At 62.6% G+C, this 21,405-nt stretch carries 16 protein-coding genes; 12 read left to right on the forward strand and 4 right to left on the reverse strand.

Translation table 11 applies throughout. From position 1 onward, the window contains the following. The first annotated feature begins 37 nt into the window (after positions 1–37). The 7 genes from KEC16_RS03105 to KEC16_RS03135 all read left to right on the forward strand — a co-directional run bounded on the left by KEC16_RS03105 (position 38) and on the right by KEC16_RS03135 (position 5,216). A complete protein-coding gene (locus KEC16_RS03105) occupies positions 38–631 on the forward strand; it encodes an anthranilate synthase component II (protein WP_211546167.1) in 594 nt (197 codons plus the stop codon). Then, positions 631–1,680 carry an anthranilate phosphoribosyltransferase gene (trpD, locus tag KEC16_RS03110; RefSeq protein WP_211546168.1) on the forward strand — a complete coding sequence of 350 codons (1,050 nt, stop codon included), beginning with the start codon at positions 631–633 and terminating at the stop codon, positions 1,678–1,680. The genes KEC16_RS03105 and trpD overlap by 1 nt, the downstream gene beginning before the upstream one ends. Before the next feature lie 3 nt (positions 1,681–1,683). Next, positions 1,684–2,487, forward strand: a complete 804-nt coding sequence (trpC, locus tag KEC16_RS03115) for an indole-3-glycerol phosphate synthase TrpC (RefSeq protein ID WP_211546169.1) — start codon at positions 1,684–1,686, stop codon at positions 2,485–2,487. A 3-nt stretch (positions 2,488–2,490) separates the two neighbouring features. Next, positions 2,491–2,970 (forward strand): cyclic pyranopterin monophosphate synthase MoaC, encoded by a 480-nt coding sequence (gene moaC / locus KEC16_RS03120; protein ID WP_211546170.1) that lies wholly within the window; start codon positions 2,491–2,493, stop codon positions 2,968–2,970. Then, positions 2,967–4,160 (forward strand): molybdopterin molybdotransferase MoeA, encoded by a 1,194-nt coding sequence (locus KEC16_RS03125; protein ID WP_211546171.1) that lies wholly within the window; start codon positions 2,967–2,969, stop codon positions 4,158–4,160. The genes moaC and KEC16_RS03125 overlap by 4 nt, the downstream gene beginning before the upstream one ends. 118 nt (positions 4,161–4,278) lie before the next feature. Continuing rightward, positions 4,279–4,995, forward strand: a complete 717-nt coding sequence (lexA, locus tag KEC16_RS03130) for a transcriptional repressor LexA (RefSeq protein WP_211546172.1) — start codon at positions 4,279–4,281, stop codon at positions 4,993–4,995. 17 nt (positions 4,996–5,012) lie between these two features. Further along, a complete protein-coding gene (locus tag KEC16_RS03135) occupies positions 5,013–5,216 on the forward strand; it encodes a hypothetical protein (RefSeq protein WP_211546173.1) in 204 nt (67 codons plus the stop codon). A 147-nt stretch (positions 5,217–5,363) separates the two neighbouring features. Here the strand turns inward: KEC16_RS03135 and KEC16_RS03140 are convergent, their stop codons facing one another. Beyond that, positions 5,364–8,210, reverse strand: coding sequence for an Rne/Rng family ribonuclease (locus KEC16_RS03140; protein WP_211546174.1), 2,847 nt, complete (start codon positions 8,208–8,210; stop codon positions 5,364–5,366). 496 nt (positions 8,211–8,706) lie between these two features. Between KEC16_RS03140 and KEC16_RS03145 the strand changes: the two genes are divergently transcribed. The 4 genes from KEC16_RS03145 (at position 8,707) to KEC16_RS03160 (ending at position 15,056) form a co-directional block, all read left to right on the forward strand. Continuing rightward, positions 8,707–10,284, forward strand: coding sequence for an N-acetylmuramoyl-L-alanine amidase family protein (locus tag KEC16_RS03145; RefSeq protein ID WP_249208665.1), 1,578 nt, complete (start codon positions 8,707–8,709; stop codon positions 10,282–10,284). 58 nt (positions 10,285–10,342) lie between these two features. Continuing rightward, entirely contained in the window at positions 10,343–12,844 is a 2,502-nt protein-coding gene (locus tag KEC16_RS03150; protein ID WP_211546175.1) for a penicillin-binding protein 1A, read from the forward strand. Positions 12,845–12,889: 45 nt separating this feature from the next. After that, positions 12,890–14,008, forward strand: a complete 1,119-nt coding sequence (gene prfB, locus KEC16_RS03155; RefSeq protein WP_211546176.1) for a peptide chain release factor 2 — start codon at positions 12,890–12,892, stop codon at positions 14,006–14,008. A gap of 76 nt (positions 14,009–14,084) precedes the next feature. Continuing rightward, the gene (locus KEC16_RS03160; protein WP_211546177.1) at positions 14,085–15,056 is read left to right on the forward strand and encodes a Tim44 domain-containing protein; all 972 of its coding nucleotides are present in this window, start codon (positions 14,085–14,087) and stop codon (positions 15,054–15,056) included. A 102-nt stretch (positions 15,057–15,158) separates the two neighbouring features. Here the strand turns inward: KEC16_RS03160 and KEC16_RS03165 are convergent, their stop codons facing one another. Further along, on the reverse strand, positions 15,159–15,560 hold the full coding sequence (locus KEC16_RS03165; protein ID WP_211546178.1) for a response regulator: 402 nt from the start codon (positions 15,558–15,560) through the stop codon (positions 15,159–15,161). Further along, positions 15,561–17,621 (reverse strand): MASE3 domain-containing protein, encoded by a 2,061-nt coding sequence (locus tag KEC16_RS03170; protein WP_211546179.1) that lies wholly within the window; start codon positions 17,619–17,621, stop codon positions 15,561–15,563. Between the two features lie 291 nt (positions 17,622–17,912). Between KEC16_RS03170 and KEC16_RS03175 the strand changes: the two genes are divergently transcribed. After that, a complete protein-coding gene (locus KEC16_RS03175; protein ID WP_211546180.1) occupies positions 17,913–19,043 on the forward strand; it encodes a hypothetical protein in 1,131 nt (376 codons plus the stop codon). Positions 19,044–19,105: 62 nt separating this feature from the next. Here KEC16_RS03175 and KEC16_RS03180 read toward each other — a convergent pair whose 3' ends face one another. Beyond that, positions 19,106–21,391 carry a hybrid sensor histidine kinase/response regulator gene (locus tag KEC16_RS03180; RefSeq protein ID WP_211546181.1) on the reverse strand — a complete coding sequence of 762 codons (2,286 nt, stop codon included), beginning with the start codon at positions 21,389–21,391 and terminating at the stop codon, positions 19,106–19,108. Between the last annotated feature and the right edge of the window lie 14 nt (positions 21,392–21,405).

Raw genomic sequence — 21,405 nt, forward strand, 5'->3', positions numbered from 1 at the left:
TTCGCCCCTGATCCATCTTCCGGGGCGATTGTCAGCCATGTTCCTGCTGATCGACAATTACGACAGCTTCACCTATAACTTGTGGCACTATTTGGGCGAATTGGGCGCCGCGGTCGAGGTGCGGCGCAACGATGCCCTGACCGTCGCCGAGGCCATGGCCATGAACCCGGAAGGCATCGTCATTTCGCCCGGCCCGTGCGATCCCGATCGCGCCGGCATCTGTCTTGATCTGATCACCGCCGCCGCCGCCGGCAAGGTGCCGCTGTTCGGCGTCTGCCTGGGCGAACAGGCCATGGGCCAAGCCTTCGGCGGCAAGGTCATCCGGGCGCCGCATCCCATGCACGGCAAGGTCGACACCATCCATCACGATGGCACCGGCTGCTTCGCCGGCCTGCCCTCGCCCTTCAGGGCCACGCGCTACCATTCGCTGGTGGTCGATCGCGCCAGCCTGCCCGATTGCCTGCATGTCTCGGCCTGGACCGAGGATGGGCTGATCATGGGCCTGACCCATCATGATCTGCCGGCCTGGGGCGTCCAGTTCCATCCGGAAAGCATCGAGACCGAGCATGGCCACGCCATGCTGCGGAATTTCGTCGATCTGTGCCGCCGCACCAAAGGGAACGCCGCCTGATGAACACCCCCGCCCCCGTCCCGACCAGCCTTGCCTTGATGAAGGAAGTTCTGGGCCGCGTCGCCGCCGGTCACTCCATGTCCGAGGATCAGGCCGAGGAAGTCTTCGAGGTCATCATGTCCGGCGACGCCACCCCGGCCCAGATCGGCGGTCTGCTGATGGCCCTGCGCGTGCGCGGCGAAACCGTCGAGGAAATCACCGGCGCCGCCCGCATCATGCGGGCCAAGGCCTTGCCGGTCGAGGCTCCGGCCGGAGCCATCGACACCTGCGGCACCGGCGGCGATGGTTCGGGCACCTATAACATTTCCACGGCCGCCGCTTTCGTCGTCGCCGGCGCCGGCGTGCCGGTGGCCAAGCACGGCAACCGCGCCTTGTCGTCGAAATCCGGTTCCGCCGACGTGCTGGCGGCGCTGGGGATCAAGGTCGATGCCGACATGGCCTTGATCCGTGAAAGCTTGTGGGACAACAATATCGGCTTCATGATGGCGCCGCGTCATCACAACGCCATGCGCCACGTCGCCGGCCCACGGGTCGAGCTGGGCACCCGGACCATCTTCAATCTGCTGGGACCGCTGGCCAATCCGGCCCAGACCAAGCTTCAAATCCTCGGCGTTTTCGCCAGCCAATGGGTCGAACCCATGGCCGAGGTTCTGGGCCGCCTGGGCATCGAACGGGCCTGGGTGGTGCATGGGCTGGATGGACTGGACGAATTGACCACCACGGCGCCGTCCGTGGTGTCGGAATGGAAAGACGGCAAAGTCCACAGCTTCGAAGTCCGCCCCGGCGATGCCGGCCTGAAAATGGCCCATGCGTCGGAACTCAAGGGCGGTGACGCCGAGGTCAACGCCGCCGCCCTGCGCGCTTTGCTGGACGGCGCCCATGGCGCCTATCGCGATATCGTGCTGTTCAACGCCGCCGCCGCCCTGATCGTCGCCGGCAAGGCCGCCGATTTGAAGGAAGGCGCGGCCATCGCCGCCAAATCCATTGATGACGGCGCCGCCAAAGCGGCATTGGAACGCATGATCGCCATCACCAACCGCGAGGTCTGAACCATGTCCACCGGGACCATTTTGGACCGCATCTGCGACGACAAGCGCAAGGAAGTGGCCCTGCACAAAAGCCAGCGGCCGATTCAGGAATTGTTGCGCCGGGCCAAGGATCAGGCCCCGCCGCGCGGTTTCGCCGCCGCGCTGGATCGCAAGGTCGCGGAAATCGGCATCGGCCTGATCGCCGAGATCAAGAAAGCCTCGCCCTCGGCCGGGCTGATCCGGCCGACCTTCGAACCGGGGCAACTGGCCCGTGCCTATGCCCGCGCCGGCGCCGCCTGTCTGTCGGTGCTGACCAACAAGTTCTTCCAAGGCACCGACGCCCATCTGGGCGAGGCCCGCTCGGCGGTGGAATTGCCGGTGATCCGCAAGGATTTCGTCGTCGATCCCTATCAGATCGTCGAATCGCGGGCGCTGGGCGCCGATTGCGTGCTGCTGATCGTCGCCGCCCTGTCCGATGACGAATTGGCCAACATGGAGGATATCGCCCTCGGATACGGCATGGATGTGCTGGTCGAAGTCCATGACGAAGCCGAATTGGAACGGGCGCTGAAGCTGAAATCGCCGCTGATCGGCGTCAATAACCGCAATCTCAAGATCATGAAAACCGATCTTGGCACCACCGAACGGCTGGCGCCGCTGATTCCGGCCGATCGTCAGTTGGTGTGCGAAAGCGGCATCGACAGTCCAAGCGACATCAAGCGCATGATCGCCGCCGGGGCCAAACGCTTCCTCATCGGCGAATCGCTGATGAAGCGCCCGGATGTGGAGATGGCGACCAAAATTCTATTGGCCGGGGCCAAGGGCTGAACCATGGCTGACCTTACCCATTTCGACGCCACCGGCAACGCCGTCATGGTCGATGTTTCAGACAAGGCCGAAACCGAACGGGTGGCGGTGGCCGCCGGTTCGGTGATCATGGCGGCTGAAACCATGGCCCTGATCGAAACCCGTGGGGTGAAAAAGGGCGATGTGTTGGCGGTGGCGCAACTGGCCGGCATCATGGGGGCCAAGCGGACCCCCGACCTGATCCCGTTATGCCATCCGCTGGCGCTGACATCGGTCAAGGTCGAACTGAGCCTGGCACCGCAGCGCAATGCCGTCGACATCGTCGCCACCTGCAAGCTGAAGGGCCGCACCGGGGTTGAAATGGAGGCGCTGACCGCCGTCTCGGTGGCGGCGCTGACCGTTTACGACATGGTCAAGGCGGTGGATAAATCCATGCATATCACCGATATCCGCCTGCTGCACAAAGCCGGCGGCAAATCCGGCACCTATCAGGCCGCGCCATGATCGCCGTCGAGGTCGCCCTGTCCCGTGTGGTCGCCGACCTTGTCCCCACCACCGGCGAAACCGTTGCCTTGTCCCAATCCCTGCACCGGGTGCTGGCCGCCGATTGCGCCGCCCGCGTTTCCCATCCGCCGCTGGACGTTTCCAGCATGGATGGCTATGCCTTGCGCGCCGCCGACGCTCCCGGCCCGTTGACCGTCCTGGGCGAAGCCGCCGCCGGCCATCCGTTCGAAGGCGTCATCGCCAGCAAACAAGCCATCCGCATCTTTACCGGCGCGGCCATCCCCGCCGGCGCCGATTGCGTCGCCATGCAGGAAGATTGCCGGCGCGATGACAATCTGGTCAGCATCGATAGCCCCATCGCCGCCGGCGCCCATATCCGCCGCGCCGGAATGGATTTCCACCACGGCCAGGTTTTGCTGAAAGCCGGCACCTTAATGGGGCCACGCCAGATCGCCCTGGCCGCGGCGATGAACCTGCCCTGGCTGCCGGTGCGCCGCCGGCCCCGTGTGGCGATCATGTCGTCCGGCGATGAAATCACCATGCCGGGCGAGCCCATGCGGGCGGGACAATTGCCATCCTCCAACGGTCCGGGCTTGGCCGCCCTGGTCCAGGCCAATGGCGGCGAAGCGGTGCAATTGGGCATCGCCGCCGATACCCGGCAATCCCTGGCCGCCATGATCGCCGCCGCCCGCGGCTGCGATCTGCTGGTGACGTCGGGCGGGGCCTCGGTCGGTGATTACGACATGGTTCAAGACGCGCTGACCGATCACGGGCTTACGCTGGATTTCTGGAAAATCGCCATGCGTCCGGGAAAACCGCTGATGTTTGGCCACCTCCGCCACGTCCCGGTGCTGGGATTGCCCGGCAATCCGGTGGCCGCCATGGTCTGCGCCACGGTGTTTCTGCGCCCCATGCTGCGCTGCCTGTTGGGCTTGCCGCCGCATAATCCGCTGGTCAGCGCCACACTGGCGACCGAGATGCCGGCCAATGACGCCCGCCAGGATTATGTTCGGGCCACCCTGACCCGCAAACCCAACGGCGCGATCATCGCCCAGCCCTTCGGCCGCCAGGATTCCGGCGCCCTGTCCGGCCTTGCCGGCGCCGATTGCCTGATCGTGCGCGCCCCCCACGCCCAGGCCGTCAAAGCCGGCGACGCCGTCGCCATTCTCCCCCTGCACGGCGATTGCTGAACCCCGCATAAGAGCCTTGACGACAAGATGGAACAGGCATAGAACAAAAGCCGAAGTTTAGGCTTTGTTCCAATGTGCCGCCCAGCCAGATTCCACTGGAGGCGGGGAGGAAGCATCCATGCTGACGCGCAAGCAATATGAATTGCTGATGTTCATCGACGAGCGCCTTCGCGCCACCGGTATTTCGCCGTCTTTCGACGAAATGAAGGACGCCTTGGACCTGAAATCGAAATCGGGTATCCACCGTCTGATCACCGGCCTGGAAGAACGCGGCTTTATCCGCCGTCTGGCCCATCGCGCCCGCGCCCTGGAAGTGGTCAAGCTGCCGGAAAATCTGGGCGACCAGCCCTTGCCGGCGCCGTCGGCGAAATTCTCCCCCACGGTGATCCAAGGCGGGTTCAATCAGAACGCCTTGGCCGGCGCCACCCCGATGGCCGGCGCCGCCGATGCGGTGTCGCTGCCGCTATATGGCAAGATCGCCGCCGGCACCCCCATCGAAGCCCTGGCCGACCACACCAATACGGTGGAAGTCCCCGCCGCCTTGTTGGGGGGCGGGCAGCATGCCCATTACGCCCTGACGGTGGAAGGCGATTCCATGATCGAAGCCGGCATTCTTGACGGCGACACCGTGTTGATCCGTCGCTGCGACACCGCCGAAGCCGGAACCATCGTCGTCGCCCTGGTCGATGACCAGGAAGCCACCTTGAAGCGGCTGCGCCGCAAGGGGGCCTCCATCGCCCTGGAACCGGCCAACAAAGCCTATGAAACCCGCATCTTTCCGCCGGACCGGGTCAAGGTCCAGGGCCGTCTTATCGGCCTGCTCCGCGCCTATTGACGAACAGGGAGGCCCCCATGCCGATGTCGTCCACCCAGCGTTTCGCCTTCACCGCCGATGGCCGCCCCACCGACGGTCCCGCCGGCATGAACGTCACCTATGTGGGCCGCATCAACCGCAAATTGGCCGAAGCCGATGCCCGGCGGCGGTTCGAGGAATGGCAAAGCCTGCCCAGTCTTTTGGCCCGCCGCTGGTCCAGCAATCAGGTCGTGGTGCGCTGACCCCAGACGGAATTCCAGCAAAAAGCCCCTTCCGCCAATGGCGGAAGGGGCTTTTTTCATGAATGAGGTCAGGCCATTTGCGCCGAACCAAGTCCAAATAAGCAAAAGATCGGGGGCAAAAGCCCCCGATCTGAAATTTTCCGCTTTCTATTCGCTCAGCAGCTTGTTCCACCAGCCGCGACGGGAAGGCACGGCCGGAGCCGGGGCCTCTTCCGTCACCACTTGCGGGACCGGGGTGACCTCAACGGCGACATTGTCGCTCGCCTCTGTCACCGGAGCAGACGGAACCTCGACAAGTGCAACAGCCTCTGGGGCTGGGGCCGCGGGATTGGGAGCTTCGGCAGCAACAACCGCCTCTTCCACCTTTTCCTTGGCCTTGGCCCGGCTGCGCGGCTTTTTCGCCGGCTCTGCCGCAGCCTCACCCTCGGCGCTCTTGGCCCGGCTGCGACGCTTGGGCTTGTCCTCGACGGCGGCTTCGTCTCCGGTTTCAGCCGTTTCGGTCTTGGCCCGGCTGCGACGCTTGGGCTTATCCTCGCTGAGGGTCGCGTCGGCGCCGTCTTCGACCTTGGCCTTCGCCCGGCTCCGCCGCTTGGGCTTGTCCTCGGCGATCGCCGCCACCTCTTGGGTGGTTTCAACCGCATCAACCACCATGTTCTCAACCGTCGCGGCCTTGGTGGCGGCGGCTTCGGCCTCGGCTTCGGCAGCCGCCTCGGCCCGGGCAAAGACGTCGGCGACGGCGTCGGGATTGGACATCAGCGAAATGTCGGGCACACCACCTTCCGGCAATTGCTGCGGCGCTTCGTTGATTTCACCGTCGCGATTGCGGCGACGGCGACGACCGCCACGGCGACCACGACGACGCTTGCGCCGCTCTTCCTCGGTTTCGCCTTCCACCCGGTCGGCATCACCGTCTTCATCGTTATCTTCGGCCGATTCACCGGCTTCGCTCTCGCCTTCGCCGATTTCGGCGTCACCTTCGGCGGCTTCGTCCTGTTCGTCTTCGCCACCAGCTTGCGACGATTGTTCTCCTGGCGTCTTCCGCCGCCGACGCCGACGCCGACGCCGCTTGCGATTCTCGCCATCCGCGTCCTTGTCGCCACCGGCTTCGGCATTTTCAGCCGCCTCATCCTCGGTCTCGGCCTCGGATTCGATCTCGGATTCCTCTTCGACCTCATCCTCTTCATCCTCTTCGGGGACGCTGAGCGGGATGTCTTGGACCGGAATCGGGCGGGGTTCTTCGGGCCGGTTCTCGCCACGCACCCGCTCCATGCGCAGGTTCGGCGCGATCAGCTCGTCATCACCCAGCAAGAAGACGCGGAACTGATAGCGCTCCTCGATGGCGGCCAGGGCGTCACGCTTTTGGTTCAAGATATAAAGCGCGATCTGCGACGGCACGTAAACGGTGACTTCCGACGACCGGCGGCGGATCCCTTCTTCCTCGATGGCGCGCAAAACATGCACCGCCGACGATTCCACCGCCCGCACCAGACCGGTGCCGGCGCAATGCGGGCACGGCGAGAAGGTGGTTTCCTGCAAGGACGGGCGCAAACGCTGACGCGACAGTTCCAGCAGGCCGAAAGCACTGATCTTGCCGACCTGGATACGGGCGCGATCATTCTTCAACGCGTCCTTCAACCGGCGTTCGACCGCATGGTTGTTGCGGTTTTCTTCCATGTCGATGAAGTCGATGACCACCAGACCGGCAAGGTCGCGCAGACGCATCTGCCGGGCGATTTCCTCGGCCGCTTCCACATTGGTCTTGAACGCCGTCTCTTCGATGTGGCGTTCCTTGGTGGAACGGCCGGAATTGACGTCGATAGCCACCAAGGCTTCGGTCTGGCTGATGACGATATAGCCGCCCGAGCGCAATTGCACGATGGGCGAGTGCATGGCGTCAAGCTGACTTTCCACCTGATAGCGATGGAACATCGGCATGATCGGGTCTTTGTAGGGCTGGACCTTCTTGGCATGGCTGGGGGTCAGCATGCGCATATAGTCCTTGGCCAGACGGTAGCCTTCGTCGCCGTCAACCAACACTTCGTCGATGTCACGAGCATAAAGATCGCGGATCGAGCGCTTGATCAGGCTGGCTTCTTCATAGACCAACGACGGCGCGGTGGATTTCAGCGTCAGCTCGCGCACGCTGTCCCAGGCCCGCAACAGATATTCGTAATCGCGCTTGATCTCGGTCTTGGACCGTTCCGAACCGGCGGTGCGGACGATCACCGCCATGCCTTCCGGGCATTCCAATTCGCCGGCGATGGCCTTCAAGCGGCGGCGATCGGTGGCGCTGGTGATCTTGCGCGACACCCCGCCGCCCCGGGCGGTGTTGGGCATCAAGACGCAATAGCGGCCGGCCAGCGACAGATAGGTGGTCAGCGCCGCGCCCTTATTGCCGCGTTCTTCCTTGACCACCTGCACCAGCATGATCTGGCGCCGCTTGATGACTTCCTGGATTTTGTAATTGCGCAACAGACGGGCGCGCCGACGTTCCAGTTCCTGTTCGCTGACTTCGTCGCCGCCGCCGACGGTTTCCACCGGCTTGGGCGCGGCTTCGTCGCCACCTTCGGCCGCCGGGCCGGCTTCGCCTTCCGGCTGGGCTTCGTCGCCGGTTTCGACATCGGCGGTGTGCGCGACCTCGTCGCCCCGGGCTTCGGCTTCGGCCCGAGCGTCATCGTCGTTGTCTTGGCTGCTTTCGCGCATGGCTTCGGCCTTTTGCGCGGCCAGCAAGGCCTGACGATCCGCCACCGGGATCTGAAAATAATCCGGGTGGATTTCGCTGAACGCCAGGAAGCCGTGACGGTTTCCGCCGTAATCAACGAAAGCGGCCTGCAACGACGGTTCGACGCGAACCACCTTGGCCAGATAAATATTGCCCTTAAGCTGCTTTTTGGCGCTGGTCTCGACGTCCAGTTCTTCCAGTCGAGTGCCGTTGACCACGACGACCCGGGTCTCTTCCGGGTGTGTGGCGTCGATGAGCATACGCTTGACCATTAAATCCTAATCTCCGTGGCGCCGCCGGCACTGCGCCCGGCCGGATCAAGTCCAGACCTGGGGGCGCCTGATAGCCAAGGCGGGAATATGCTGAAACGAAGCCGGCGGCGCCTGCGGGGGAATCCACTGTCGATGCGCTGAATGCGGACATGGGCGGAACCTGCTGGCGGGCATCGCGCCCGGCTTCGAAAAGGTTTCTAGACGGCAGACAGCAAGTCCGAAACTGGCTTAAGAGCTTGAAGGCATTGGCGAAAATCGCTCAACGCCAGACTCTTTCGCGCCATCCATCCCAACGGGAGGTCCAGGCCCACTTATCTGCGATTGTCAAAATAGCCGGCCTGTTGGCTTTCCACAATCATCTTCTTGTGCCATGACAAATTCGCATCACTTGGATGAAGAGTCATCGGAATCAATGCGTTTTGAGTTGAAGCTGAGATTCCGTGTGCGCTATACCCGTTAACACTCGCTCAATCATCTGTGAGAGAGAATGGAGGCCATGAAGGCTCAATCGGGTTTCCTGCGCGCCACGCTGGCGTTCATAGTGCTGATGACGGCGGCCAGTTTGGCCACCGAAGCCTTGGCGCGGGCGCAGGTCTTGGCCACCCGGCTGGGGACGCACCCCGACAATGTCACCCGCGTGGTCATGGACGTCTCGGAAAATCTGACCATTTCAAGTTCCGTCCAAGCCGCGCCGGAACGCATTATCTTGAATGCCGGTGAACTGGACTGGCGCGACGTGAACGCCGCCCGCCGTTCGTTTGGCGTGGTCCAGGGGCTGCGTTATGAGAACGGCCAGATTCTGGTCGATTTGAAAGAACCGGCGCTGGTCAAATCGTCGTTCATGATCCCCCCCCGCGACGGCCTGGGCTGGCGCTTGGTGGTGGACGTGCAAAAGACGACACGGGCCAACTTCCTGGCCGCCGCCTATCCCGCCGCGTCCGTACCTGCGCCTGCGGCACAGCCGCGCCGCATTGCCGCCCCGGCCACCGCCCCCACCCCGGCGCCGTCCCGTTCCATCGTTGTCTATTCCCCCGAAGTAAGCCCCGCCGCCACGGCCCCGGCGCCGGTCATTGTGGCGGCGACGCCGCTTCCCGCCCCGCCGCCGCCGGCCCCCGTCATCACCGCCGCCGAGCCTGAAGCGGTCGTTGCCGTCCAGCCGCCGCCCGCTCCGCCGCCACAACGGCCAAGGACCACCAATACCGGTGCGCCCATGCTATCGGCGCCGGTGCCGCCGCCGCTGGCCCGGCCGATTGTCGAAGTCTCGACCGCTTCGGCGGCGCCAACGCCAGCCCCCGCCATTGCCGAAGAACCCGAAATAGCCGCCGCCCCGGTCCGCGCCCCCGCTGCCGCGCCGCAACCACGCAGCCCGCGCAGCGAAGGCAAGGTGGTGGTGGTGATCGATCCCGGTCATGGCGGCGTCGATCCCGGCGCCCTGGGCGTATCGGGTATCTATGAAAAGCACATCACCTTGGCCATGGCCCGAGAGGTGAAAAGCCAATTGGAACGCAGCGGCCGCTATAAGGTCCATCTGACCCGCGACCGCGACATCTTTATCCGTCTGCGCGAACGCGTCGCCATCGCCCGCCAATACGGCGCCGATCTGTTCATTTCGTTGCACGCCGATTCGGTGTCCAACCCGCAATTGGCCGGCCTGTCGGTCTACACCTTGTCGCAGACCGCCTCGGACGGCGAGGCGCAATCCCTGGCCGACAAGGAAAACAAGGCCGATCTGCTGGCCGGAATCGACCTGTCGCACGAATCCGCCGATGTCGCCAACATCCTGATCGACTTGGCCCAGCGCGAAACCATGAACCGCTCCGCCGGTTTTGCCGGCGGCGTCGTCGATGAATTGGGCCGCGAAACCACGTTGTTGGGCAATACTCACCGCTTCGCCGGCTTTGCCGTGCTCAAAGCCCCCGATGTTCCGTCGATCCTGGTCGAACTGGGCTATTTGTCCAACCCCAGCGAGGAACGTCAATTGCGCCAGCCCGATTATCGGGCCAAGCTGGCCAAGGGCATTTCCCGCGCCATCGACCGCTATTTCCTCGAAGGACAAAAGGCGCGACGGCCTTAAGCTTGACGCTGGCAGGCCAACGGGGTACCACCGGCTGCACCTTGTTGTGTTGGAAGCCATGCTGCGAATCCTGACCATTTTGTTCAGCCTGCTGATCCTGCTGGCCATCGCCGCCGGCGGCGGCTCTTTGTACCTGTTCTGGCATTTCGGTCAGGGCCTGCCCGATTATCACCAATTGGCCCATTACGAGCCGCCGATCACCACCCGCGTCTATGGCGGCGACGGTCGTCTGGTGGCCGAATACGCGGTGGAAAAGCGCGCCTTTGTTCCCATCGGCGTTATCCCGCAACGGGTCAAGGACGCCTTTTTGTCGGCCGAGGACAAAGGGTTCTACGAACATCCCGGCGTCGATTTCATCGGTGTGGCCCGTGCCGTGCTGATCAACCTGCGCAATAAGGGCATGGGCGCCGATCGCCGGCCGGTAGGGGCGTCGACCATCACCCAGCAGGTGGCCAAGAACTTCCTGCTGACCAACGAAGTGTCCATCGAACGCAAGGTCAAGGAAGCCATCTTGGCCTTCCGCATCGAACGCGCGTTCTCGAAGGACCACATCCTCGAGCTGTATCTGAACGAAATCTACCTGGGCATGGGCAATTACGGCGTCGCCGCCGCCGCCAACAACTATTTTGACCGCGGTCTGGAAGAATTGAGCGTGGCCGAGGTCGCCTATCTGGCCGCCCTGCCCAAGGCTCCCAACAATTACCACCCGGTCCGCCATGCCCAAGCCGCCAAGGAGCGACGCGACTGGGTCATCGGCCGCATGCTGGAAGACGGCAAGATCAGCCAGGCCGAGTACACTGCCGCCATTGCCGAACCCCTGATCATGCGCAAGCGCGACGACGCCGCCATGATCGTCGGGGCCGATTACTTCGCCGAGGATATCCGCCGCGATCTGGTGACCAAATATGGCGAATCCGCTCTTTATAAGGGCGGATTGGTTGTGCGTTCGACCGTCGATGCCGATTTGCAGGCCCAGGCGTCGAAAGCGTTGCGTCATGGCTTGATGGCCTATGATCGCCGCCATGGCTGGCGCGGCCCGGTGACCCGCATCACCGCCGGTTCCGGCTGGCAGCAGCGTCTGGCGGCGATCGCCTATCCCAATGGCGGCGAGCCGTGGGATCTGGCGGTGGTGCTGACGGTCAGCGACGGCAGCGCCCAGATTGGCTTGGCCAACGGCGCCGATGGCACCATCCCGTTCAGCGAAATCCGCTGGGCTCGCCCCTGGCTCAAGGAAGAACATGTCGGGGTGGCGCCCAAGCGCCCCGCCGACGTGATCCAGCCCGGTGACGTCATCTTGGTCGAGGCCGTCGGCAAGACCGAAGACGGCAAGAATGCCGCCGCCGGGACCTATGCCCTGCGCCAGATTCCCAAGATCGAAGGCGCCTTGGTCGCCATCGACCCGCATACCGGCCGCGTCCTGGCCATGGTCGGCGGCTGGGCCTATGGCAAAAGCCAGTTCAATCGGGCGACACAAGCGCTGCGTCAACCGGGCTCGTCGTTCAAACCCTTCGTCTATCTGACGGCGTTGGAAAATGGCTATACCCCGTCCTCGCTGATCTTGGATGCCCCCATCGCCCTGCCGCAAGGGCCGGGCCTGCCCATGTGGCGGCCCAAGAACTACAGCGGCGATTTCCTTGGCCCGACGACGCTGCGCGTCGGCATCGAAAAGTCACGCAATCTGATGACCGTGCGTTTGGCCCAGGCCATCGGCATGGAAGCCATCGCCGATTACTCCAACCGCTTCGGCATCTATGATTCCCTGCCCCGGCAATTGGCCATGAGCCTGGGGGCCGGTGAAACCACCGTGCTGCGGCTGACCGCCGCCTATGCCATGCTGGTCAATGGCGGCAAGAAGATCGCGCCAACCCTGATCGATCGGGTGCAGGACCGCAACGGCCGCACCGTCTTCGTCCACGACCAGCGCTTCTGCGAAGGCTGTTGGCCGGTGCAATATTCGCAGCAGGAAATGCCGCGCCTGCCCGATATCCGTCCCCAGATCGTCGACCCGGTGTCGGCCTATCAGATGGTGTCGATTCTGGAAGGCGTGGTCCAACGCGGCACCGGCCGTTCGGTTTCCGCCGTCGGCAAGCCGCTGGCCGGCAAGACCGGAACCTCCAACGACAGTCTCGACACGTGGTTCGTCGGTTTTGGCCCCGATCTGGCCGTCGGCGTCTTCGTCGGCTTCGACGAACCGCACAGCCTGGGCGACCACGAAACCGGCGGCTCGGTCGCCGCGCCGATTTTCCGCGATTTCATGATGGACGCGCTGAAGAACCAGCCGGCAACCCCCTTCCGCGTGCCGCCGGGGGTGCGCATGGTTCGCGTCGATGCGGCCACCGGCCGCCCCGCCAGCCCCGGCGAGAACCGGGCCATCTGGGAAGCCTTCAAATCCAACGATCGCTTGCCGTCGGATCAGGAAGACGTGCTGGATGGCGGCGCATCGGACGGATTCAGCTTTAATCCATTGCCCGACGAAAGCGATGCGGCGCATGGCTTGGTGTCACCATTGCCGCAATTGCCGGCCGGGGCCACTCCGCCCTTGCCCGGCGGCTTGTATTGACAGTAAAAATGCCGGCTTGACCTGAGACCCGAGAGGAACAAACCTTTGCGCGCCGAAATCGAAGCGCTGGCCGCCGACATCCGCAAATCCGTCGCCCTGTTGAAGCGTCACCTGAACTGGGACGCCGCCCTGATGCGCCTGGATGAACTGAACGCCCAGGCCGAAGATCCCAATTTGTGGAATGACGGCGACAAGGCGCAAAAGCTGATGCGTGAGCGCACCCAGTTGGAAACCCAGATCACCGGCTGCCGCAAGTTGGAAGGCGACATGGATGACATGCTCGGCCTGATCGAACTGGCCGAGGCCGAGGGCGACAACGACGTCGCCGCCGATGCCGAGGCGCAGTTGCGCGGATTGAAGGATCTGGCCGGCAAGCTGGAACTGGAAACCCTGCTGTCGGGCGAAGCCGACGCCAATGATTGCTACCTGGAAATCAATTCCGGCGCTGGCGGCACCGAGGCCCAGGATTGGGCGGAAATGTTGCTGCGCATGTATAGCCGATGGGCCGAGAAAAAAGGCTATAAGCTGGAATTCGTCGAAGAAAGCGCCGGCGAAGGCGCCGGCATCAAATCAGCGACCATCCGCGTTGTCGGCCACAACGCCTATGGCTGGCTGAAGACCGAAGCCGGCGTGCACCGGCTGGTGCGCATTTCCCCCTTCGACAGCAACGCCCGGCGTCAGACCAGTTTTGCTTCGGCCTGGGTCTATCCGGTGGTCGATGACACCATCGATATCCAGATCAACGAAAGCGATTGCCGCATCGACACCTATCGCGCCTCGGGCGCTGGTGGCCAGCACATCAACAAGACCGATTCGGCGGTGCGCATCACCCACATCCCCACCAACATCGCCGTCGCCTGCCAGACCGAGCGCTCGCAGCACCAGAACCGGGCCCGCGCCTGGGATATGCTGCGCGCCCGCCTGTACGAAGCCGAATTGCAAAAGCGTGAGGCCGCCGCCCAGGCGCTGGAAGACACCAAGACCGACATCGGCTGGGGCCATCAGATTCGCTCTTACGTGTTGCAGCCTTATCAGATGATCAAGGACTTGCGCACCAACGTCGAAACCTCGGACACCCAGGCGGTGCTGGACGGTGATTTGGATATGTTCATGGCCGCGTCCCTGGCCAGCCGCATCAAGGGCTCGGACGAAGCGACAAACTAACCAATCACAATCATTTGAATCAGCGATGGCGGCACCTATATCAGGGCCGCCATCATTGTTTTGGGGTCAAGGAACCATGAAACGCCATCACTTTTTTACCGGCCTCTTGATCGCTTTGATCGCGTTTTCCCTGTCGGCCGAGGCCTGGGCCAAGGCTGGCAGAAGCAGCAGCATGGGATCACGCGGGTCACGCACCTTTGACCGTCCGATCGAACGCAGCGTCACGCCGCCGCCGGCCACCCAACCGGGACTGAGCCAGCCCGGCACCGCCAGCCCCATGTACAACCCCAACGCCATGCGCCCCACCGCCCCCATGGCCAGCCCGGCCATGGGTCAACAGCCGGGCTTCTTTCAGCGCAATCCGATGATGGGCGGCCTGATGGGCGGCCTGCTCGGCGTCGGCATCGGCTCGATGCTGTTCGGCAATAATTCAGCCATGGCCGCCGCCTCCGATGCCGCCCCCATGGCCAGCATGTTCGGAACGCTGTTGCAAGTCGCCCTGATCGGCGGATTGATCTGGATGGGCTTGCGCCTGTTCCGCCGCCGGGCACAAGCCGCGGGCAACACGCCCGCCGCCGCCTCGCCCTATCAGCGCGAAGCCATGGCCGCCGCCCCCACGGGGCATGGCGAGCGCGCCGCCAAGGAATTCGAGGTCAGCCCCGACGATCAAAGCCAGTTCGGCCGCATCATCGAAGGCGTGCAAAAAGCCTGGAGTGACGGCAACCCCGTCGCCTTGCGCCAATTGGTGACGCCGGAAGTGGCCGGCTGGATCGCCGAAGACCTGGCCCGTGATCAAGCCAACGGCCAACGCAATGTGGTCGAAGACGTCACCTTGCTAAAGGGCGATATCAGCGAAACCTGGCGCGAAAACGGTGTCGATTACGCCACCGCCATCATCACGTTCTCGGCTCGCGACTACATGGTGCGGCTGGATAACAACGCGGTGGTGGAAGGCGATTCCCACAATCCGGTGGAAACCACCGAGGCGTGGACCTTTGTCCGCGGCGCCAACGGCACCTGGGTGTTGTCGGCCATCGAGCAGATGTAAAAGAAAAGCCCCGCCACAAAGCGGGGCTTTTCTGTGCTCGGCTTTAACCTGAAAGCGGGCATGACGGGAGAGTTTCGGAGGCGATGGCCTCTGAACCGGGAATCAACACGAGAATATGCGAAACGGCGCCGCCTGCTCGCCCATGCCCCAGGTGACCGCCTCCAGGAAGGTGGCCACCCCGCAGGGCTTGGACACCAGTCCGACGAAGCCCGCGGCCTGCAATCTGTCGATCAGATCGGGCAGGCACGACGCGGTCAAGGCCAGGATCGGCGGCGCTTCGGCCCCCAGCGCGGCGATAATCTCGGCCGCCACCTCCAGGCCGCTACGGCCCGGCAAATTGATATCCATCAGCACCAGCCCCGGCCGATGCTGGCGCGTCACCGCCAACGCCTGATCGCCACCGTCCAGGGCAATGGCGGTGAACGGCGTCATTTCCAGCAGATCGCTGTACAGATCGCGGTTGGCGGCGTTGTCATCGACGACCAGGACACTGCGCTGCGTCACTTACTCTTCCCCTTGGGTCAATTCCTGCACAGCTTGCAAAAAAACATTGAAATCCAAAGGCTTGGTCAGATAACGGTCAAACCCTGCGGCAAGACCGGCCCGAACCGCGTCGGGCATCACATTGGCCGACAACGCGATGATCGGCAAGTCCCGCAAATGCGGCAAGCTCCGCCAGTGGCGCACCGCCTGCAAACCGCTCATGCCCGGCAAATTGATGTCGAGAACGATGATGTCGGGACGGGACAGCTTTATCTTTTCCAAGCCACTTTCGATGGTGTTGGCGCAATCAAGCGCAAAGCCGTCTATTTCCGCCAGAAATGCCTCCATCAACAAGACATTGGCCGGATTATCCTCGACATAAAGCACACGCCGGCGACCGCCGCTCAGATGATCGGGCAGATGGATGACGGTCTGGTGGCGCCCCATCACCGCCTGATCCAAGGCGGCCGTCGGCATATCAACCCAAAAGGTCGAACCCTGTCCCTCGGCGCTGGTGAAGCCGATGGCGCCCCCCATGGCTTGGACCAATCGCTTGGTAATGGTCAGGCCGATCCCGGTTCCCTCGGTGCCGGACGCTTCGGCCCCCAGACGATTGAAGGGTTCGAACAAATTGCCTTGCTTGACGCGAGGAATTCCTGGGCCGGAATCGGTGACGGAAAAGCGCATGATCCCCTGGCCCCAGGGTTGGGCCGTCAGCATGACCCGGCCATTGTCATCATTGTACTTGATGGCATTGGAAATGAGATTGAGCAAGATCTGCTTGAAGCGGGTGTAATCGACCAAGATGGGCAGGACCGGGCCGCCCTGCCACGCGATGATGTCGATGCCGCGGGGGCGGGCATAAGAACGGCCGAAGGCCAGACATTCATCCATCACCGCGCGCGGGTCGATGGATTCCACCGACAGCGACAATCTGCCGGTTTCAATCCGCGCCAGATCCAGCACCTCGTTGATCAATTCCAACAGGTGCTGGCCTCCACGGGTGATGTGATCAATCTGCCCGGCCTGTTTCGCGGTCAAGGGACCGGGACGACCGGTTCGCAGCAATTGAGCAAAGCCGATGATGGCATTCAAGGGGGTGCGCAATTCGTGGCTCATGGACGACAGGAATTCTGATTTGGCCAGATTGGCGCGATCCGCCGCCAGCTTCGCTTGCTCCAAATCATGTTGCTGGCGTTCCAGGCTGATCAGCGCCGCGCTCAGCGCGCCAGTCCGTTCCGCCACCCGACCTTCAAGTTCATCTTGGGCCTGTTGCAAACGGATATAGGGATCGCGGATAGTGCTGATGAACAGGCCCTGATACAGCAGACCATAGGCAATGACATTATAGATGTGCCCGATCTGGTTGTAGATATCGAAGGGGTTGTCATAAAGGCAGAAATAGCCGCCCGCCAGCCCCATCACCCAACAGGCCGAAGCCATCCAGCGCGCATTGGGCAACCCCGCCCCCGGACGCAGAAACAAAAGCGCGGCCAACAGATAAATTCCCACCAAGGCCGCCTCGGCCGTCACCTTGAACGTGGTCAAACCCGTGTCAGGCAAAAAGGTGCGCGGCAAAAGATGAGGCTGGAACAACACCAGCCAATAGGTCAAGGCCACCCACAGCAAGACCATTGCCAAGATGGCGAGATGTCCTTGCGGATGGGAAAAACGGCGCCAAGGCAGCAATGCCGCCAGCAACAGACCACAGGCGCCACACGCGCGCATGGACAGCCAAAACCCAATGGCCTTTTCCGACCCGCTGGGGGTGACGAAATCGGGCATGCCCTTATAAGACAGGGTATGCGCCAAGGTGATCAGCGCCACCCCAAGAAAGGTCGCCGACAAGATGCTGATATTGCCGGGCCGAACCTCGCGATGGACGTTCCAACCAACGGCGAAAACCAAACCGGCGACAACCATCGCGAAAATCTCGACGATTTGATGCGCGGCAAGATAATCATTGAGATGATGAAAAAGGGTGATCCGGGGAAAAGCCGGCGTCACCAGCAAAAGAATGGTCAAAGCCCATGCGGTCAGGACGGCGAAGCGGTCATCCGATGTGCTTTTATTCTTATTCATCACTCGGGCTGGAACCGGATCCGCCATTTCTTTGTCCGACACGGTTGAGCAATACCATTAGCATAATTCGACCTCAGGTAAAACGACCTAAGACAAATGATAACTTTTCCAAATCACCGCACCAACTGCCGTCCATGATGCGAATGCTGATGGCCCCCACCCTTGTACCGGGGCGGCGATAAAGGCATAGTGTGGATTGTTTCGACATCGGGTGGGAAACCAATGGCGTTCCGTGTGATTGCGGGCAATCCAACTCAATCGGGCGGTCCAGAGGGGGGGAATCCTCAGGCCATGGACGTGGCGGCAAAGCCCGGCACGACGGTTGCGCACGCCAGCGCGGCCCATGCGCCGGCGGATCAATCCGGCTTGGTGCCGTTGGTCGAACGGCTTGAAGCGCTGTCCTTTACCTTCGAGGCGATGAATGCCAGCAGCCGCACCTACGCCGCCGAGGCGGTGCTGGAAACGCTGGGCCGGATGGAACGGCGCGACCTGCAATCCTTGGCCGCCGTCGAGGCTTTTGCCAGTGCGCTGAAAACCGTCAGTCAGCATCTGGCCGGACTGCGCAACGCCATTCAGACCACCGCCCACGACACCGCCAACGGTTTTCACCTGATCGCCGAACGCCTGGATGGGCTGGAAAGCCGCCTGGGCGGCCCCTTGGCCTTGCCCAGCGGCCAAGGCAATCAACTGTCGGTGATTTCCGAACGTCTGGGGCATCTCGAGGAGATGATCGGCCAAGGGGAATCCTTTGATTCCTCCCCCTTCACCCAATTGCTGGAAGAAGTGGTCCACAAGGTCGAGCAAGTCGAGGAAAAGATCGACGACCTGCCCAACCGCATCGTCAACGAACCCGTTGACATGACCCCAACCAACACGCATCTGGAAACCATCGCCGAACGCGTCGCCAATGTGGAACGCAAGATCGACGAGGCGAAACAGATCGATGTCGCCCCGCTGCGCGACGCCTTGGACACCATCGCCCAGCGGGTCGCCCGCATCGAACAGCGCATGGAATCCTCGCCCGACGCCGTGCCCGAAGGCTTTGACCCCGCCCCGATCACCGACGTCCTCAACACCATCGCCAACCGCATTTCGTCCATGGAAAACCGGGTCGAAGCCGGGCCTGATCTTGGCGCGCTGACCTCGTTCCTGGGCATGGTCAACCAGCGGCTGGAACGCATGGAAACCGGCTTGGGCATGGTCGCGACGGAAGAAAGCGCGCCCCCCCCCAGTGCCGAAGACGCCGCCGAAGCCGAGCCGCCAGAACCGGTCGCGGAACCTAAAACGGAAATGAAACAACTGAGCCCGTCGGAACTGGCGGCGACAATGCAAGCCAACACTATGGAACACCTGCCACCCGCCGCCGCCCGCCAACAGGTGGATAATTTACTGGAACAGGTGTTACGGGTTTTGTCGCGCTAAAGGCACGGCGAAACACGCAGCCCCCCTCTTGCCATCGGGTCAGCGCGCGGGCGTCCAAGCCGCTAACCGGTGATTTTGGCCTGCCATTGCGCCATTAATGCCGCCAGCGCCTCTCGACGGACAGGCTTTGGCAAAAAGCCATCCATGCCGGCCTCCTGGCAATTGCGCCGGTCCTCTTCCATCACGTTGGCGGTCATGGCGATGATGGGAATATTGGCATGCTCGCCGGGCAAATCGCGGATCAGACGGGTGGCCTCCATGCCGTCCATGTCGGGCAATTGCAAATCCATGAACACCAGATCGTAACCACCGCGCAGCACCATGGCGACACCGTCGCCGGCATCGTCGGCCACATCGACTTTGTGCCCCAAGGCGGCAAGAAAGCCCTTGGCCACTTCCTGATTGACCAGATTGTCCTCGACCACCAGCACGTTGAGCGGGCGAGCGTGGCCCAGACCCGCGGCGGGAGCCGTCACTTCGGCGGCGCGGGCGGCGGCGGAACGCCCCAATCCTTTGACCTGCAAGACCGCATCGACCAGATCGCCATGACGACACGGCGCCGCCAACACCAGATCGGCGCCACGTTGGCTCGCCTGGGCGATGACGTCACGGTTGCCCCCCGGCACCACCACCACCATCTTGAGCCCGGCCAAATGCGGATCGCTGCGCATCATGGTCAGTAATTCCATCCCGCCCATCAGCGGCATGTCCTGGTCGGCCACCACCACCGGCGCCGATTCCAACACCCCCGGCTGGCGCAACCATGCCAAGGCTTGCGAGACCGATTCCACCAGATGGCATTGCCCCCCCGCCTCGCTCAGCACATCACGGTTGATCGTGCCGGAAACCGCCATGTCATCGACCACCAAAACAGTGATGCCGCTCAGGCATGGCGGCGGGATTTCAATTTCAGCCTCGGCCTTGGCCTCGGCGGGCAAGGGCACCTCGAACCAGAAGGTGCTGCCCTTGCCTTCCTCTGAGCTGAAACCAATCTCGCCGCCCATGCCGTCAACGATACGCCGACAAATCGCCAATCCCAGCCCGGTGCCGCCAAAGCGGCGAGCCGTGGAGGAATCGGCCTGGGCAAACATGCCGAACAGGCTGGCCTGCGCCTCTTGTGGCACGCCAATGCCGGTATCGGCGACGATGAAACGGACACGCCCGGCCGCACCAGCGACCACATGCAAAGTGACGGCGCCGAATTCAGTGAATTTAGCGGCATTGCCCAACAGGTTCAAAATAACCTGGCGCAAGCGTACCGGGTCTCCCAACCACTGGCCGCGCACTTCCGGCGCCAGCCAATAGCCCAAATCCACATTCTTGCCGCGCAGACGTGGCGCGATGATGTCGATGGCTTCCTCGACGTGGAGCTGCATTCCGAAACCGACGCTTTCAAATTGCAACCGCCCGGCATCCAGTTTGGAAAAGTCCAAGATATCATTGAGGATGGTCAGCAGCGATTCGGCCGAGGTGCGAATGGTTTGGGCGAATCGCAAGCGTTCCGGCGTCAGCCCGGTATCAATCAACAACTCGGTCATGCCGACAATGCCGTTCATGGGCGTGCGGATTTCGTGGCTCATGGTCGCCAGAAATTCCGATTTGGCCTTGGTGGCCTGTTCCGCCGCTTCGCGGGCCTGGGCATTTTCCGCCGCCAAACGGATCAGGCTTTCATTGTGCTCGGCCAATTGCAAATCTTGCCGAAGACGGGCCATATCCAACTGCCAGACGATGAAAATCAGGCAGAAAATGGCGAAAAAGAAGAAACCAGCCATGGAAACGGCCAGTTTGCGCAAGCCAAGGCGGGCCTGATCCATTGCCGGCCGACGATCAATATAAAGCTCGGCGATTGCCGTTGGCCGACCATCAGCGGCCAAGATCGGAACATAGCTCGACACCAGATCGATGTCGGTCAAGGTTCCCGTCATGCCGGTGAAGGAAGAACGAAACTCCAGATTGCCCGAAACAATCCCGTCCAAGGCTTGACGGAACGCGGCATTATCCTTGTAGATCTTGCCCATATCGGCTGGGTCCGAGGAATAAGCCACGGCCCCCGACAGAGCCAGGATTTTCACTTTGACGATATCGCTGCCGGCGGTGAAATCACGGACCCGCCGATCAACGTCGGGTAAATCCGCCGATGGGGCCTGATTCCGCTCAAGCAAGGGGGCAATCCGTGGCCAGACTTCGTTGCCGAACACCCGGGTCAAGGTATGATTGGCGGCCAAGGTGGAGTGAATGATGCTGTCTTGCACCAGCAAACGAACAAACCACAAAGAGCCAACATAAACCAATGCCGCCAAAAAAAGAGCGGCAAGGGTAAAAGTTGCGGTGAAGTTAGGGCGCTTCATGACCTGATGGTCCT

This window comes from Magnetospirillum sulfuroxidans (genome assembly GCF_018224925.1).
Classification (GTDB): Bacteria; Pseudomonadota; Alphaproteobacteria; order Rhodospirillales; family Magnetospirillaceae; genus Magnetospirillum; species Magnetospirillum sulfuroxidans.

What these genes read in the sequence shown, in the direction of transcription:
- trpD (WP_211546168.1), top strand. Translation starts at nt 631, where the DNA reads ATGAACACCCCCGCCCCCGTCCCGACCAGCCTTGCCTTGATGAAGGAA.
- KEC16_RS03145 (WP_249208665.1), top strand. Translation starts at nt 8,707, where the DNA reads ATGAAGGCTCAATCGGGTTTCCTGCGCGCCACGCTGGCGTTCATAGTG.
- trpC (WP_211546169.1), top strand. Translation starts at nt 1,684, where the DNA reads ATGTCCACCGGGACCATTTTGGACCGCATCTGCGACGACAAGCGCAAG.
- KEC16_RS03125 (WP_211546171.1), top strand. Translation starts at nt 2,967, where the DNA reads ATGATCGCCGTCGAGGTCGCCCTGTCCCGTGTGGTCGCCGACCTTGTC.
- KEC16_RS03170 (WP_211546179.1), bottom strand. Translation starts at nt 17,621, where the DNA reads ATGAATAAGAATAAAAGCACATCGGATGACCGCTTCGCCGTCCTGACC.
- KEC16_RS03140 (WP_211546174.1), bottom strand. Translation starts at nt 8,210, where the DNA reads ATGGTCAAGCGTATGCTCATCGACGCCACACACCCGGAAGAGACCCGG.
- KEC16_RS03135 (WP_211546173.1), top strand. Translation starts at nt 5,013, where the DNA reads ATGCCGATGTCGTCCACCCAGCGTTTCGCCTTCACCGCCGATGGCCGC.
- moaC (WP_211546170.1), top strand. Translation starts at nt 2,491, where the DNA reads ATGGCTGACCTTACCCATTTCGACGCCACCGGCAACGCCGTCATGGTC.
- lexA (WP_211546172.1), top strand. Translation starts at nt 4,279, where the DNA reads ATGCTGACGCGCAAGCAATATGAATTGCTGATGTTCATCGACGAGCGC.
- KEC16_RS03180 (WP_211546181.1), bottom strand. Translation starts at nt 21,391, where the DNA reads ATGAAGCGCCCTAACTTCACCGCAACTTTTACCCTTGCCGCTCTTTTT.
- KEC16_RS03105 (WP_211546167.1), top strand. Translation starts at nt 38, where the DNA reads ATGTTCCTGCTGATCGACAATTACGACAGCTTCACCTATAACTTGTGG.
- KEC16_RS03150 (WP_211546175.1), top strand. Translation starts at nt 10,343, where the DNA reads ATGCTGCGAATCCTGACCATTTTGTTCAGCCTGCTGATCCTGCTGGCC.
- KEC16_RS03175 (WP_211546180.1), top strand. Translation starts at nt 17,913, where the DNA reads ATGGACGTGGCGGCAAAGCCCGGCACGACGGTTGCGCACGCCAGCGCG.
- KEC16_RS03160 (WP_211546177.1), top strand. Translation starts at nt 14,085, where the DNA reads ATGAAACGCCATCACTTTTTTACCGGCCTCTTGATCGCTTTGATCGCG.